This window comes from Thalassococcus sp. BH17M4-6 (assembly GCF_049323015.1).
Classification (GTDB): Bacteria; Pseudomonadota; Alphaproteobacteria; order Rhodobacterales; family Rhodobacteraceae; genus Puniceibacterium.
Map to the genome: position 1 here is coordinate 133753 of NZ_JBMPGU010000007.1, position 13894 is coordinate 147646.

At 66.0% G+C, this 13894-nt stretch carries 15 protein-coding genes and 1 tRNA gene; 6 read left to right on the forward strand and 10 right to left on the reverse strand.

Features of this window, described 5'->3' with window-relative positions; translation table 11 throughout:
* Positions 1-64 precede the first annotated feature (64 nt).
* The 3 genes from ACOXXX_RS11870 to ACOXXX_RS11880 all read left to right on the forward strand — a co-directional run bounded on the left by ACOXXX_RS11870 (position 65) and on the right by ACOXXX_RS11880 (position 2654).
* A complete protein-coding gene (locus ACOXXX_RS11870; protein WP_422826800.1) occupies positions 65-1294 on the forward strand; it encodes a class I SAM-dependent RNA methyltransferase in 1230 nt (409 codons plus the stop codon).
* Positions 1291-2070, forward strand: a complete 780-nt coding sequence (locus tag ACOXXX_RS11875) for an ion transporter (RefSeq protein WP_422826801.1) — start codon at positions 1291-1293, stop codon at positions 2068-2070. Before ACOXXX_RS11870 ends, ACOXXX_RS11875 begins: the two co-directional genes overlap by 4 nt.
* 89 nt (positions 2071-2159) lie before the next feature.
* A complete protein-coding gene (locus ACOXXX_RS11880) occupies positions 2160-2654 on the forward strand; it encodes a L,D-transpeptidase family protein (protein WP_422826802.1) in 495 nt (164 codons plus the stop codon).
* Positions 2655-2879: 225 nt separating this feature from the next.
* On the opposite strand, the gene ACOXXX_RS11885 is transcribed toward ACOXXX_RS11880, so the two are convergent.
* The 4 genes from ACOXXX_RS11885 to tsaD are packed head-to-tail and all read right to left on the reverse strand — an operon-like array spanning position 2880 to position 5612.
* The gene (locus ACOXXX_RS11885) at positions 2880-3299 is read right to left on the reverse strand and encodes an EVE domain-containing protein (RefSeq protein WP_422826803.1); all 420 of its coding nucleotides are present in this window, start codon (positions 3297-3299) and stop codon (positions 2880-2882) included.
* Entirely contained in the window at positions 3296-3568 is a 273-nt protein-coding gene (locus ACOXXX_RS11890) for a YciI family protein (protein ID WP_422826804.1), read from the reverse strand. Before ACOXXX_RS11890 ends, ACOXXX_RS11885 begins: the two co-directional genes overlap by 4 nt.
* Positions 3569-3570: 2 nt before the next feature.
* The gene (locus ACOXXX_RS11895) at positions 3571-4533 is read right to left on the reverse strand and encodes an NAD(P)H-dependent glycerol-3-phosphate dehydrogenase (RefSeq protein ID WP_422826805.1); all 963 of its coding nucleotides are present in this window, start codon (positions 4531-4533) and stop codon (positions 3571-3573) included.
* Complete coding sequence (gene tsaD, locus ACOXXX_RS11900) at positions 4530-5612, reverse strand: tRNA (adenosine(37)-N6)-threonylcarbamoyltransferase complex transferase subunit TsaD (RefSeq protein ID WP_422826806.1); 1083 nt, start codon at positions 5610-5612, stop codon at positions 4530-4532. The genes ACOXXX_RS11895 and tsaD overlap by 4 nt, the downstream gene beginning before the upstream one ends.
* 46 nt (positions 5613-5658) lie before the next feature.
* On the opposite strand from tsaD, the gene ACOXXX_RS11905 reads away from it, so the two are divergent.
* Genes ACOXXX_RS11905 through ACOXXX_RS11915 form a run of 3 tightly spaced genes read left to right on the forward strand, consistent with a single transcriptional unit; the run spans position 5659 to position 9408 of the window.
* Positions 5659-6414 (forward strand): uroporphyrinogen-III synthase, encoded by a 756-nt coding sequence (locus ACOXXX_RS11905; protein ID WP_422826807.1) that lies wholly within the window; start codon positions 5659-5661, stop codon positions 6412-6414.
* Between the two features lie 56 nt (positions 6415-6470).
* Positions 6471-7907, forward strand: a complete 1437-nt coding sequence (locus ACOXXX_RS11910) for a mitofilin family membrane protein (RefSeq protein WP_422826808.1) — start codon at positions 6471-6473, stop codon at positions 7905-7907.
* 10 nt (positions 7908-7917) lie between these two features.
* Entirely contained in the window at positions 7918-9408 is a 1491-nt protein-coding gene (locus tag ACOXXX_RS11915; RefSeq protein ID WP_422826809.1) for a heme biosynthesis protein HemY, read from the forward strand.
* 90 nt (positions 9409-9498) lie between these two features.
* Here the strand turns inward: ACOXXX_RS11915 and ACOXXX_RS11920 are convergent.
* The 6 genes from ACOXXX_RS11920 to ACOXXX_RS11945 all read right to left on the reverse strand — a co-directional run bounded on the left by ACOXXX_RS11920 (position 9499) and on the right by ACOXXX_RS11945 (position 13874).
* A tRNA-Thr gene (locus ACOXXX_RS11920) sits at positions 9499-9574 on the reverse strand.
* Positions 9575-9746: 172 nt separating this feature from the next.
* Positions 9747-10937 (reverse strand): alpha-D-ribose 1-methylphosphonate 5-triphosphate diphosphatase, encoded by a 1191-nt coding sequence (locus tag ACOXXX_RS11925; protein WP_422826810.1) that lies wholly within the window; start codon positions 10935-10937, stop codon positions 9747-9749.
* Between the two features lie 80 nt (positions 10938-11017).
* Positions 11018-11563 (reverse strand): phosphonate metabolism protein/1,5-bisphosphokinase (PRPP-forming) PhnN, encoded by a 546-nt coding sequence (gene phnN, locus ACOXXX_RS11930; RefSeq protein WP_422826811.1) that lies wholly within the window; start codon positions 11561-11563, stop codon positions 11018-11020.
* A complete protein-coding gene (gene phnL, locus ACOXXX_RS11935) occupies positions 11560-12243 on the reverse strand; it encodes a phosphonate C-P lyase system protein PhnL (RefSeq protein ID WP_422826812.1) in 684 nt (227 codons plus the stop codon). Before phnL ends, phnN begins: the two co-directional genes overlap by 4 nt.
* 3 nt (positions 12244-12246) lie before the next feature.
* Positions 12247-13017 carry a phosphonate C-P lyase system protein PhnK gene (phnK, locus tag ACOXXX_RS11940; protein WP_422826813.1) on the reverse strand — a complete coding sequence of 257 codons (771 nt, stop codon included), beginning with the start codon at positions 13015-13017 and terminating at the stop codon, positions 12247-12249.
* Positions 13014-13874 (reverse strand): alpha-D-ribose 1-methylphosphonate 5-phosphate C-P-lyase PhnJ, encoded by an 861-nt coding sequence (locus ACOXXX_RS11945; RefSeq protein ID WP_422826814.1) that lies wholly within the window; start codon positions 13872-13874, stop codon positions 13014-13016. Before ACOXXX_RS11945 ends, phnK begins: the two co-directional genes overlap by 4 nt.
* Positions 13875-13894 lie beyond the last annotated feature (20 nt).

Sequence of the window (13894 nt, forward strand, 5' to 3'; positions counted from 1 at the left end):
TCCATCCTTAATTGATTGATCGAACCGCTCGACGCGGCGCGCGGGACAGGGCAAAAGGCGTCGCATGGAACGCGTGACGATTGAACGGCTGGGGCATCAGGGCGACGGGATTGCGCCCGGTCCGATCTATGTGCCCGCCACCCTTCCCGGAGAGGTCGTGCTGGGCGACGTAGAGGGCGGTGTCATGCCCACCCCGCGGATCGAAACGCCGTCATCCGACCGGGTGCGCCCGCCCTGTCGGCACGCCAAGTCGTGTGGCGGGTGCCAGCTGCAGCATGCCAGCGACGGATTCCTGGCCGACTGGAAGGTCGGCGTTGTCCGTCAATCGCTCAAGGCACAGGGGCTGGAGGCCGATTTCCGCCCCATCCAGACCTCTCCCGCCCAGACCCGCCGCCGCGCCACCTTTTCGGTGCGCCGCACCAAGAAGGGCGCACTGGCCGGGTTTCATATGAAGGCCTCGGATGTGATCGTCGCGGTGCCCGATTGTCAGCTGGTGCATCCCGAGATCGCCGCCGCCCTGCCGATGGTAGAGGCGTTGGCGGTGCTGGGGGCCAGCCGCAAGGGCGCGCTGTCGGTGCTGCTGACACGCTCGCTCGACGGGCTGGACGTGGCCGTGACCGGGGGCAAGCCGCTCGATACCGCGCTTTACGCCGGGTTGGCCGATACCGCGCGGCAGTACGATCTGGCGCGGATCAGTTGGGACGGGGAGCCTGCCATCACCCGCCGTGCCCCGCATCTGCGGATGAGCGGCGCGCTTGTGACGCCCCCGCCGGGCGCCTTCCTGCAGGCGACACCCGAGGGCGAGGCCGCGCTCCGCTCCGCCGTGCACGAAGCGGTGTCGGGCGCGGGCCGCATGGCCGATCTTTTCGCCGGATGCGGCACCTTTGCCCTGCCTTTGGCGCAAGGCGCACGGGTGCACGCCGTCGAAGGCGATGGCGCCATGCTGGAGGCGCTGGCGCAGGGGCACCGCACCGCCACCGGCCTCAAACCCGTGACCACCGAAACCCGCGACCTCTTCCGCAATCCGCTGCTGGCGTCCGAACTGTCGGGCCTTGATGCCGTGGTCATCGACCCGCCCCGCGCCGGGGCCGAGGCGCAGGTGGCGCAGCTTGGGCAATCGGGCGTACCGCGCATCGCGCATGTATCTTGCAACCCCGTCACCTTCGCGCGCGACTGCGCCACGCTGGTGGCGGCGGGCTATCGCCTTGATTGGGTGCAGGTGGTTGATCAATTCCGCTGGTCCACCCATGTGGAGGTGGCCGCGCAACTGACCCTTGGGACCCCGACAAAATGACATTCAGAGAAAAAGTCGGCGCCTTCATGCAGCGACCGCTGGTTCAGAACAGCATCATCGGGGTGATCCTGCTGAATGCCGTGTTGCTGGGGCTGGAAACCTCGGACCAGGTCATGGCGCAGGCTGGATCGGCGATCCTGTTCCTCGATGGTGTCTGTCTGATGATCTTTGTCATCGAACTGGCGGCCAAGATGTTCGCGCAGGGCTGGGCCTTTTTCCGCAGGGGCTGGAACATCTTCGATTTTCTGATCGTCGGCGTGGCGCTGGTGCCCGGCGGCGGCAGCTTTTCGGTGCTGCGCGCGCTTCGGGTGCTGCGAATTCTGCGGGTCATATCCATGGCACCGCGACTGCGACGCGTGGTCGAGGGATTCGTCAGCGCGTTGCCGGGGATGGGCAGCGTGTTCCTGCTAATGGCGATCATCTTCTACATCGGGTCGGTCATGGCGACGAAGCTCTTCGGCGACAGCTTTCCCGACTGGTTCGGCGATCTGGGCACGTCGGCCTATACGCTGTTCCAGATCATGACTCTGGAATCCTGGTCCATGGGGATCGTCCGCCCGGTGATGGAGGTCTTTCCCTATGCCTGGCTGTTCTTCGTGCCGTTCATCATGGTCACGACCTTTGCGGTGGTGAACCTGCTGGTCGGCCTGATCGTGAATTCCATGCAGGAGGCCCATTCCGAAGAAGCCGACGCCGCCACCGGCACCTACCGCGACCAGGTGCTTGCCCGGCTCGAGGCGATCGAGGCGCGGCTGGCCGAGAAAGAGCGCAGATAAACCCGGCGTGATCACGCATTCGACGACTGTTCCGACCCTAAAAATCAGGATATGATCCGAAAAAAACAAATCGGGCAGCGGGCAGTGAAATGAGAATTTTTCAGGTGATCCTTGCGGTGGTGCTGGCGATGTCGCTGGCGGGTTGCAGCAGCAAGTTCAAGACCTACTACGGGCCGGAAGTCACCCGGGTGGTCGTCCAGAAGGGCGAGCGCAAGATGTACCTTCTGCACCATGGCAAGGTGCTGAAGCAGTACAACATCGGGCTTGGCTTCGCGCCCGAGGGCGACAAGAAGATCAAGGGGGACGGCAAGACGCCAGAGGGCGATTACGTCATCGACCGGCGCAACCCCAACAGCAAGTTCCACCTGTCGCTGGGGATTTCCTATCCCAACGAACACGACATCGCCGAGGCGCTGGCGCTGGGCGAGGATCCGGGCGGCGACATTTTCATCCACGGCAAGCCGCGCAAGTATCGCGATGCGCCGCGCGACTGGACATGGGGTTGCATCGCCATCAGCGACCGGCAGATGGAACGGGTCTATGCCATGGTCAAGGACGGCACGCCGGTCAGTATCCGGCCCTGACTGGTTCGTACAAGAAGTCGGTGCGTTGCGGCCCCTGGCTTGGAATCAAGCCGCGCCCTGCGCGGCGCCAAGCCAGAGCGGCGGACCGTCCCGCGGTCTGCCGCTTCGTCACCGTTTGAACGATGTTTCTGCGGCCTGCGGGGTTTCGGGATAAATCGCAAAGCACGGGCGTCGCAGCGGCAAACCCCGGCCCGCCGCTCTGGCTCGGCCCGGTCGCTCTTGGCGTCATGCCTCGGTCTGCCCCAGTTCGCAGACCACCTTCCACTCCTCTTCGGTCACCGGTTGCACCGACAGGCGCGAATTGCGCAGCAGCGCCATGTCCGACAGGCGCGGGTCGTTCTTGCACATGTCGAGCGTGACCGGAGAGGTGAAGGGCCGCACCGCCTTGATGTCCACACACTCCCACCGGTCATCGTCGGTGGTGCTGTCGGTATGCGCCTCTGCGATCACCTCGACGATGCCGACGACGGCCTTTTCGGTCTGGCTGTGGTAGAAGAACCCAAGGTCGCCCACCGTCATCTCGCGCATGAAATTGCGCGCCTGGTAGTTGCGCACGCCGTCCCATTCCTCGCCCGCATCCCCCTTGGCAACCTGATCGTTCCAGCCCCAGACAGACGGTTCGGATTTGAAAAGCCAGTACTTCATCCGATCACCCGGTTCCACGGGATAAGCTCGACCGACGCGAACAGCCCGGCCTTGCCGTAGGGGTCGCCTGCGACCCAGGCTTCGGCCTCGGCCATGTCGGTCACGTCAAGGATGATCAGCGATCCGCACATCTCGCCTGCCTGATCCAGCAGCGGTCCGGCCTGTTGTACCGCGCCCGAGGATTTCAGATAGTCCACATGCAGCGGGCGGTTTTCCTGCCGGATCGGCAGCGCGCCGGGTTTGTCCCGGGCGATAAGGGCGATGAGCACTGTTATTCCTCCTTCAGGGGGCGCGACAGCAGCGCGTCAAGCGCCTGCCGCACGGTCAGGGTTTCGGTCACCAGCCGCGCCACTGTGGTGCAGATCGGCAGGTCGAGCGCGGTGGATTTCGCCACATGCGCCATCGCGCGGGCTGTGGCCGCGCCTTCGACGGTCAGGGCGCTGTCGAACGGCTCTTCCCGGCCCAGCGACAGGCCCAGCCGGTAATTGCGCGACAGGTCCGACGTGCAGGTCAGGGTCAGATCGCCCAGCCCGCACAGACCGTTGAGCGTTTCGGGGTCCGCGCCGAAATGATCGGCGATGCGCATCATCTCGGCAAAGCCGCGGGTCATCAGTGCGGCGCGGGCGCTGTCGCCATAGCCTGCGCCGATGCAGGCGCCGCAAGCGATGGCGATGATGTTCTTGAGCGCACCGCCCAGTTCAGCCCCGATCATGTCGCTGCTGCGGTAAAGCCGCAACGTTCGGGTCGAAAGCTGTTCCTGCAGCGTCGCGCCGCGCGCCGCATCGGGGCAGGCCAGTGTCAGCGCCGTCGGCAGGCCGATGGCGATATCGGCGGCGAAGCTGGGGCCGGTGAGGATCGCGGGCAGGGCGTCGGGCTTTTGCGTCGCGATCACCGCCGACGGGCCGGTGCCGGTGTCGAGGTCGATGCCCTTGCAGCAGGCCACGAGGGCGGTGCCCGGCAAGGGCCCTTCGATCTGCCGTAACAGACCCGACAGAGTCTGCATCGGCGTGGCCAGCAGCAAGGTGTCCGCCTGCGCCGCCTCTTGCAGCTTGTCACTCAGCCGCAGGTCGTCGGGCAGCGGGGCGTCAGGCAGACGCGGGTTGCGGCGGCTTTCCCGCATGTCCGCAATCGCACCGGCATCGCGGCCCCACAGGCAGACATCGCGCCCGCCTTCGGTGAGGGCGATGGCCAGCGCGGTGCCGAACGCGCCTGATCCCAGAACCGAAATGCTCATGCCTTGGCTCCTTTCTTGCCCGACCCGACCAGCGGTGCCGCGGCAGCGTCCAGCGGCCAGCGCGGGCGCGCCGACAGCGTCATGTCGTGCTGCACCCCTTGGGCCAGCAACAGCCCGCCCGCAAAGGCGATCATCGCGGCATTGTCGGTGCAAAGCGCCAGCGGCGGAGCGCTGAAGGTCACGCCCCGATCGGCGCAAAGCGTCTCTAATCCGGCACGAAGCGGCGCGTTTGCAGCCACCCCGCCCGCGATGGCAAAGCCCGGCTGGGCTGATGCCTCGGCCAGATAGATGGCCAAAGCGCGCTGTGTTTTTTCCAGCAGTACGTCCCGCACCGCAGCCTGAAATCCGGCGCTGAGGTCGGCAATATCGCGGTCGTGCAGCCCGCCATGGTCCGCGATCAGCCCGTCGCGCTGCCGCAAGAGCGCAGTCTTGAGGCCCGAGAATGACAGGTCGCACCCGGGGCGGTCCAGCAGCGGACGGGGAAACCGGAACCGGGTTTCGTCGCCCGATTCTGCCGCGGCCTGCACCGACGGGCCGCCGGGCTGCGGCAGGCCCAGCAGACGGGCGGTCTTGTCGAACGCCTCGCCCGGAGCGTCGTCGATGGTGCCGCCAAGCCGGGTGAACTCCTGCGGGCCGCGCACGATCAGGAACTGGCAATGCCCGCCCGACACCAGCAGCATCAGATAAGGAAATGGCAGGTCGTCGGTCAGCCGGGGAGTCAGGGCATGACCGGCCAGATGGTTCACGCCGATCAGCGGGCGGTTGAGACCCGCGGCCAGCCCCTTGGCCAGCATCACACCCGACAGCACCCCGCCGATCAGACCCGGCCCGGAGGTGACGGCGATGGCGTCGATGTCCTTCAGCGCGATTCCGGCCTGCCGCACCGCGTCGGCCACGCAGAGGTCGAGCTTTTCGGCATGGGCGCGGGCGGCAATCTCGGGCACGACGCCGCCAAAGGCGCGGTGCAGCTCTGCCTGGCCCATGACGACCGACGACAGCACCTCGCGCCCGCGCAGCACGGCGGCGGCGGTATCGTCGCAACTGCTTTCCAGTCCAAGGATCAGGGGCGGGTTCGGCACGGTCGGTCCCATTGCGTCAGGCGTGGTGACGAAGTACCACCGGACCATGGTGCCCACAATCCCGCCCCCGACACCGCCGGTCTTGCTGATGACCCGGCCCGCCGACCGGTCAGAGGCATTTGTGACGGCCCTTCGCGCCGAAGTCGGCACGGGATTCGCAAGCGTCGTGTCGCCGTTGATCGGCTTGCAGACCACTGGACCGCTGCCCGACATGGGGGCCATGCGTGGCGTCATCTTTACCTCGGCCAGCGCGGTTGATGCGTTTCGGGCGCTTGGTGGCACGCCGCTCGACCCGTGTTTTGTGGTCGGGGCGGCGACCGCGGCGGCGGCGCGGTCCGCGGGCTTTGAGCCCGTGAGCGCCGATGGCGATGTGGAGGATCTGATTGCGCTGATCATGGCGCGGTCCACCGCCGGGCCGCTCATGCACCTGCGCGGCGCGCACAGCCGGGGCGAACTGGCGAAGAGACTGAGTTCGGCAGGGATAGAGACACATGAGGCGGTGATTTACGACCAGCCCCTGCTGTCTCTGACAGCGGAGGCCGCGGCGGCGCTGGACGGCCCCGGGCCGGTGATCGTGCCGCTTTTTTCCCCCCGGACAGCGGCGCGATTTGCCGAAAGCGCGCCGCGGCTTACTTCTGCCTGGATCGTCGCAATGAGCGGGGCCGTGGCCGAAACGCTGGCGCAAACGCCCCCGATCAGGCTTTGCGTCGCTGCCCGTCCGACGGGCAGCGAGATGCTAAAAATGGTGGCAATGCTTATGGATGAGGCAAGGACGCTTGAGAGCGGGCGGGGCGCGCAGTAAGGTCGGCTGACCGGACAACGTGTTCAGAGCGTTGAGATTCGAAAGGTTGGCGACACGTGGCAGACTCGAAGAAATCCAAAGACACGTCCGAAACGGACACGGACAAGGCGGATGCCGAGGCCACAGAACTGCCGCCGGTCGATCCGCTGAACGTTCCCGATGCCAAGGTCGCGGAGCCTGAAAAACACGAAGACGCGTCCGACGAGGCGCAGGCGGAGGCTTCCGATCCGGAGCCAGCCAAGGCAGACGACGCCGGTGACGAGGGGGCGCCCGATAACGATGCCTCCGCCAAGACCGATGACGCCGATGCGGCGTCGACTTCCGAGGACAGCAGCGACGCTTCTGCCGACGTAGCCAGCACCGATAACTCTGATAGCGAGACCGACACGACCGGCGCCAGCGTGGTCGAAGCGCAGCCGGATGCGGATCGCGGTCCCGGTACCTCTTCCATCCCGCCGGTGCAGCCCAAGGTCGTGCGCGAAACCGTCGTCGAAAAACGCAGCGGCTTTGTTCCCGTGCTGTTGGGCGGCATCCTTGCAGCGGGCGCGGGCTTCCTGGCCGCGCAGTACGAATCGAATGACTGGCCTTTCGCCAGCGGCACCCCCGCCGAAGATCCGTTCCGCACCCAGACCGAATCCGCGCTGGCCAGCCAGCAGGGCAGCGTCGCTTCGCTCACCGAACGGCTCGATGCGGTCGAAACCACGCTGGGCGGCCTTGACGATTCCGGCACCGTCGCCGCGCTCGACGATCTGAAAGAGCAGGTTGCGTCGCTGAACGAACAGGCCTCGCTCTGGACCGATCAGATCGGACTTTTGGAGGTGCGGGTGGTCGAGCTTGAGAAGGCCCCCATCGCCGACACCGTGTCACCCGACGCCATCGCCGCCTACGAGCGTGAACTCGACGCCCTGCGCGCCGATATCTCCGAACAGCGGGTCGAAATCCAGAATATGGCGACCGAAGCGGTGGCCGCGGAACAGAACGCCGCCGCCCAGGCTGAACTCGCCAAGGCGCGCGCGGCTCTGGCCGAACTGACTGCCGCGCTTGAGAATGGCCAGCCTTTCAACGATTCGGTGATCACCATCGAGGCGGCGGACGATGTCACCGTGCCCGACGTCCTGACAACCGCCGCCGCCGACGGTGTGCCCACCCTGACCGGCCTGGCCGACAGCTTTCCCGACGCGGCCCGCGCCGGATTGGCCGCGGCCCGGCAGTCCGGTGCCGATGCGACCGAAGGCAACCGCCTGACCGGCTTCTTCAAGGCGCAGCTTGGCGCGCGGTCGGTCGCGCCCAAGGACGGCGACGATCCCGACGCGGTTCTGTCACGGGCCGAAGCCGCGATCACAGCCGGTGATCTGCCGACAGCGCTGGACGAAATCGCGACGCTGCCCGAACCGGCAAAGGCCGCCATGGCCGACTGGATCGACCGGGCCGAACTGCGCGCCCAAGCGCAGGCCGCCGCCGATACGTTGACGCAGGAATTGAACAAGCAATAAGGGTCTTTGGATGCTCTGGTCTCTCATCAAGATATTGATCTTCGTCGCGCTGGTCGCGGCGCTGACCCTCGGTGCCGCCTACCTCATGGAAAGCAGCGGCGGCGTGCAACTGACCGTGGCAGGCACGGAATACACCTTCGGGCCGCTGCAATCGGTCATCGCTGCGGTGGTCATCGTCGTGGCCGTCTGGGTGTTGCTCAAGCTCTTTTCGCTGCTCATCGCGACGCTGCGGTTCATCAACGGCGATGAAACCGCGATTTCGCGCTATTTCGATCGCAACCGCGAACGCAAGGGGTTCGAGGCGCTGAGCGAAGGCATGCTGGCGCTCGCCAGCGGCGAAGGACGGGTGGCGATGGCCAAGGCGGCCAAGGCCGAACGCTATCTGCACAAGCCCGAAGTGACCGATCTGATCACCGCCCAGGCGGCGGAAATGATGGGCGACCGGGCGAAGGCCGAACAGGTTTACAAGCGCCTTGTCACCAACAATTCCACCCGGTTTGTCGGCGTGCGCGGCATCATGCGCCAGAAGCTCGAGGCGGGGGATACCGAAACCGCGCTGAAGCTGGCCGAACGCGCCTTTGCGATCAAACCCAAGCACGAGGAAGTGCAGGACGTGCTGCTGCGGCTTCAGGCACAGCGGCATGACTGGTCCGGCGCCCGCAAGACGCTGAACGCCAAGCTCAAGCACGGCGCCCTGCCGCGCGATGTGCACAAGCGCCGCGACGCGGTTCTGGCCCTGTCCGAGGCGAAGGATATCCTTGATGCGGACAAGAGCATCGAGGCGCGCGAAGCCGCGATTGCCGCCAACAAATCGTCGCCCGATCTGATCCCGGCCGCGGCCATGGCGGCGCGCGGCTATATCGCCGACGGCCGCAGCAAGAACGCCGTGCGCATCCTGAAGCGCGCGTGGGAGGCACAGCCGCATCCCGATCTGGCCGCCGCCTTTGCCGAGATCGAGCCCAACGAGACCCCGGCAGAGCGGCTGAAACGGTTCCGCCAGCTGACGGTAATCAAGCCCGATCACCGCGAAACCCGGCTTTTAATGGCCGAACTCTTCCTCGCCGCAGAGGATTTCCCCGGCGCCCGCCGCGCCCTTGGCGATCTGGTCGAGAAGGAACCTGATGCTCGCGTGTTGGCGATCATGGCCGCGATCGAACGCGGCGAAGGCGCGCCCGACAGCGTGGTGCGCGGCTGGCTGGCCAAGGCGGCGATCGCGCCGCGCGGTCCGCAATGGGTTTGCGACAACTGCAATCACATCACCGTCGACTGGGCCCCGGTCTGCAGCAATTGCCAGGGCTTCGACACGCTGACCTGGCGCACACCGCCGCAGGTCGACGGCGCCGTGCCCGCCGGTGCGGAAATGCTGCCGCTGCTGATCGGCACGGCGGATGAGCCGGTGGAAGACGTCGAGGACGTCACCCCCGATCCCGACCCCGAACGCGAAGCGCGCAACCAAGAGGTCCTAAAGACCATCGCGGAACCTAAGACTCAGGCGCACTAGCGCGCACTGCTTTGCCCGGTGTCGGTACACCGGGCATGGGCGAACCCATGGGTTGTCAGGAGGCCCGAGTTCGAAACGGATTGGGAAAAGTGGTGCCTCAAGAGGGACTCGAACCCCCGACCTTGTCCTTACGAAGGACCTGCTCTACCAGCTGAGCTATTGAGGCGTACCGACCGAGCGTTTAAACGCAACGGTCGGCCCGTTCAAGCGTCTTTCGTCTGGAAATCAGCACGGGTTTCGCCGCCTTTGGCCGCGGCCATGGCATCATGTTCGATCTGTCGACCGTCCATTCGTGGGCTCAGACGCCTGGTGCGAGGAAGCGGCAACAGGCGCGCCCTTCAGCCGACCTGGCGCCCCTGGCTCCAGACACCGCGCAGGAGCGGGGTTTGTCCGGCCTGACGGACGCGCAGGACGTCGCCGCGCATCCCGGCTTGCAGCGCGCCCCGATCAGTGAGGCGCGCGGCGCGAGCCGGGTTGTGGGTGACGGTCGCGACGGCGCGCGGCAGGTCCTCCCAGATCCGGGCCAAATGGAAGGCGGACAGAAGCAGGGCAGAGGGGACATAGTCCGACGAGACGATGTCGAGCAGATCGTTCCGGGCCAGTTTCTCGGCGGCGACGTTGCCGGAATGCGAGCCCCCGCGGATCAGGTTCGGCGCGCCCATCATCACGGCGATCCCGTGGCGGCGGCAGGTCTGGGCCGCCTCGAGCGTTGTGGGAAATTCGGCAAATCCGACGCCGTGCCGCGCCGAGGTCGCCACATGCTCGGCAGTGGTGTCGTCGTGGCTGGCCAGAACGGCGCCCAGGCGGGTCGCCTCTGCTACCGCGCCCGCTTCGTGCTTGGCGCCAAAGCGTTCCTGCAGGTCCAGAAGGGTCTGCACGTGTTTTGCAAATTCCGCGTCGTTCATGCCGCGCTTCTTGGCGACATAGGTCTTGAGGACGGCGAGGTCGCGGAACTGTCTTTGCCCCGGCGTGTGGTCCATCAGGCTGAGGATCCCGACCCGGTCCTCGGGGCCGAAGGCCGCCAGTTCGTCCAGCAGGGTTTCCGAACAGATTTCTGCCCTCAGATGCAGAAAGTGGCTGATCTTGAACAGGCCGTTGGCCCGGGCGGCGAGCAGTTCGTCGGCAAGTTTGCGGGCGTAGTCGATATAGCGGCCCTTGCCGGAATGGATGGAGCCTGCGCGCATCGCGTCGAACACCGTAGTGATACCGGCCCCGGCCAGTTCGGCGTCATGGGCCAGAAGGGCCGGCAGATGCGGCCAGTCTACTTCGGGGCGAGGTTCGAGGTGGCGTTCGACATTGTCGGTATGCAGCTCCACCAGGCCCGGAAGCACCAGATCACCGCCGCAGTCCTGCGCGCCATCGGGCACGGCATCGCCTTCGGCGATGTCGGTGATCACGCCCTTTTCGATGGTCACCGATCCCAGAACGACGCGATCAGGCAGGACAAGCTGTGCATTGGCCAGGCAAAGATCGGCCACCGCGCTGTCTTGGGATCGGGTCAGGAAGGATGCGGGGAGGGGAGAGTTCATGTCATACGCTCGCTTCGCGATTTGTTACGTGCCGCCTGTCAGGCCTTCGGCGGGTACGGATGGTTCGGCTTTCATTCTCGCTATACACGCGCGGGCTGCAGCCGGGCCAGGGCCACGGCGACCGTCTGGTCCAGCGGTCCGTCATTGGACACCTGGATCACGTCCAGCCCATCCGGCAGGTTCTTTTCCGCCTGGGCCAGACGTTCCGCGATCTCGTCCTCGGATTCGCGCCCGCGTGCGGCAAGGCGCGCGGCCAGGGTGTCCGGCTTTGCGGTGACGTGCAGGACGGTGATATTCGGAAAGGCCGCCGCAGCCTCTGTCAGGGCGGAGCGCGAGAAATTTGCAAGGCAATCCGTACCCCGGTTCAACTGGTACATCACGGTCCGGGGAATGCCGTACGAAAGCCCATGCGCGTCCCAGTGCACGGCAAAGGCACCGTTTTCCACCATATCCGCGAATTCGGACACCGACACGGCATCGAAATCCTCACCCCCCAGGTCGGGCGCGCGGGTGATGACGCGCCGCACCAGGTGCAGGCCGGGCATGACGCGACAGAGGCCGCGCATCACACTGTCCTTGCCCACACCGGACGGGCCGGTCACGGCGATAAGGCGCCCTGCCGTCATGCGGCCACCCCGGGTGTGAACACGCTCACATCGATTTCGCGGTCACAGACACGATCCCGCGCCGCGGCGTCGTGAAAGATGCCGATGAGGGCGGCGCCGCGGGCCTTGGCCTCTTCGATCAGGGACAGCACGACCTCACGGTTCGTGGGATCGAGGCTGGCGGTGGGTTCGTCCAGCAGCATCGCCGGGTAGTCATGCGCAAAGCCGCGCGCGATGTTCACGCGCTGCTGTTCGCCGCCCGAAAAGGTGGTGGGCGACAGCGACCAGAGCCGTTCCGGGATATTGAGCTGGCTCAGCAGCACCCGCGCACGCGCCTGTGCGTCGCTGACCGGGACCCCGACGGCGCGCAGCGGTTCGGCCACCACGTCCAGCGTGGGCACACGCGGCACGACGCGCAGGAACTGGCTGACGTATCCCAGTACCTCGCGGCGCAGTGCGATCACCTCGCGCGGCTCTGCCTGCACCAGATCGACCCCGCCGATCCGGATGGAGCCGGATTGCGTCAGGTAGTTGCCGTAGATCATGCGCATCAGGGTCGATTTGCCCGCGCCCGACGCGCCGGTCAGGGCCACGCATTCGCCCGGCGCGACCGAGAACGAGACGCCGCTGATGACGTCGATCACGGTGCTGCCCTGGTTGTGCAGCGTGAAGGTTTTCGAGACGTCCTCGAGCTCGATCATCGGTCACACCTGCAAAACGGAAGAGACAAGAAGTTGCGAATAGGCGTGTTGCGGGTCGTCCAGAACCTGGTCGGTCAGACCGGCCTCGACCACGCGGCCCGATTTCATCACCATCAGCCGGTCGGCCAGCAAGCGCACCACGGCCAGATCATGGGTCACGATGATCGCCGACAGGCCCATGTCGCGCACCAGTCCGCGCAGGAGATCCAGCAGCCGCGCCTGTACGCTGACATCAAGCCCGCCGGTGGGCTCGTCCATGAACACCAGCCGCGGTCCGGTCACCAGGTTGCGGGCGATCTGCAGGCGCTGCTGCATGCCGCCGGAGAACGTCGTGGGGCGGTCGTCGACTCGTGTGGCGTCGATCTCGACCCGCTCCAGCCAGTCGGTGGCCTTGTTTCGGATGTCGCCGTAGTGCCGCGCGCCCACAGCCATCAGCCGCTCGCCCACGTTGCCGCCGGCGCTGACACCCATGCGCAACCCGTCGCGGGCGTGCTGGTGGACAAAGGCCCAGTCGGTGCGGCTCAGCATCCTGCGTTCGGGTTCGGACATGGTGACGGTGTCCTTGGGCCCGTCGGTGCGTGTGTCGAACACCACTTGGCCCGCATCCGGCGCCAGATGCCCGGCCATGCAGTTGAGAAGCGTGGACTTGCCCGATCCGCTTTCGCCGACGATGCCCATGACTTCGCCAGGATAAAGGTCGAACGACACATCCGCGCAACCGATATGCGCGCCATATCGCTTGGTGATACCGTGTACCGAGAGCAGAGGGATCATGCGGCATCCTTTCCCTTGTGGCCCGCCGCCTGACGGGCTGCGCAATAATCAGTGTCGGAGCAGACGAACATCCGCCCGCCCGCGTCGTCGACGATCACCTCGTCAAGATAGCTGTCGGTGGCACCGCACAGCCCGCAGGGGTGATCGGCCTTGCTTGGCTCGAACGGGTGATCCTCGAAATCGAGGCTGACGACCTGCGTGTAAGGCGGCAGGGCATAGATGCGCTGTTCGCGCCCCGCGCCAAAAAGCTGGATCGCCGCCATGTCGCCCAGTTTCGGATTGTCGAACTTGGGGATCGGGGACGGATCCATCACATAGCGCCCCTCGACCTTGACCGGATAGGCATAGGAGGTCGCGATATGGCCGTGGCGGCTGATGTCCTCGTACAGCTTCACATGCATCAGCCCGTATTCCTCGAGGCTGTGCATCTTGCGCGTCTCGCTTTCGCGCGGTTCGAGAAAGCGCAGGGGTTCCGGGATCGGCACCTGGTAGACCAGGATCTGGCCGTCGGTCAGCGGCTCTTCAGGGATGCGGTGGCGGGTCTGGATCACGGTCGCGTCGCGGGTCGCGGTGGTCGTGGCCATCCCCGCCGTCCGTTCAAAAAAGCTGCGGATAGAGACCGCATTGGTCGTGTCGTCAGCGCCCTGGTCGATCACCTTGAACCGGTCTTCGGGCGTGAGCACGGCGGCCGACACCTGCACGCCGCCGGTGCCCCAGCCGTAGGGCATGGGCATTTCGCGGCTGGAAAAGGGCACCTGATAGCCGGGAATGGCCAGCCCCTTGAGGATGGCGCGCCGGATCATCCGCTTCGTCTGCTCATCCAGGTAGGCAAAGTTGTAGTCGGTGTCGCGTGTCACAAAACGGTCTCACTTTTATG

Bases quoted from the DNA above. Each gene is read 5' to 3' on its own strand.
- ACOXXX_RS11870 (WP_422826800.1), top strand. From the start codon at position 65: ATGGAACGCGTGACGATTGAACGGCTGGGGCATCAGGGCGACGGGATT.
- ACOXXX_RS11875 (WP_422826801.1), top strand. From the start codon at position 1,291: ATGACATTCAGAGAAAAAGTCGGCGCCTTCATGCAGCGACCGCTGGTT.
- ACOXXX_RS11880 (WP_422826802.1), top strand. From the start codon at position 2,160: ATGAGAATTTTTCAGGTGATCCTTGCGGTGGTGCTGGCGATGTCGCTG.
- ACOXXX_RS11885 (WP_422826803.1), bottom strand. From the start codon at position 3,299: ATGAAGTACTGGCTTTTCAAATCCGAACCGTCTGTCTGGGGCTGGAAC.
- ACOXXX_RS11895 (WP_422826805.1), bottom strand. From the start codon at position 4,533: ATGAGCATTTCGGTTCTGGGATCAGGCGCGTTCGGCACCGCGCTGGCC.
- ACOXXX_RS11905 (WP_422826807.1), top strand. From the start codon at position 5,659: ATGGTGCCCACAATCCCGCCCCCGACACCGCCGGTCTTGCTGATGACC.
- ACOXXX_RS11915 (WP_422826809.1), top strand. From the start codon at position 7,918: ATGCTCTGGTCTCTCATCAAGATATTGATCTTCGTCGCGCTGGTCGCG.
- ACOXXX_RS11925 (WP_422826810.1), bottom strand. From the start codon at position 10,937: ATGAACTCTCCCCTCCCCGCATCCTTCCTGACCCGATCCCAAGACAGC.
- phnN (WP_422826811.1), bottom strand. From the start codon at position 11,563: ATGACGGCAGGGCGCCTTATCGCCGTGACCGGCCCGTCCGGTGTGGGC.
- phnL (WP_422826812.1), bottom strand. From the start codon at position 12,243: ATGATCGAGCTCGAGGACGTCTCGAAAACCTTCACGCTGCACAACCAG.
- phnK (WP_422826813.1), bottom strand. From the start codon at position 13,017: ATGATCCCTCTGCTCTCGGTACACGGTATCACCAAGCGATATGGCGCG.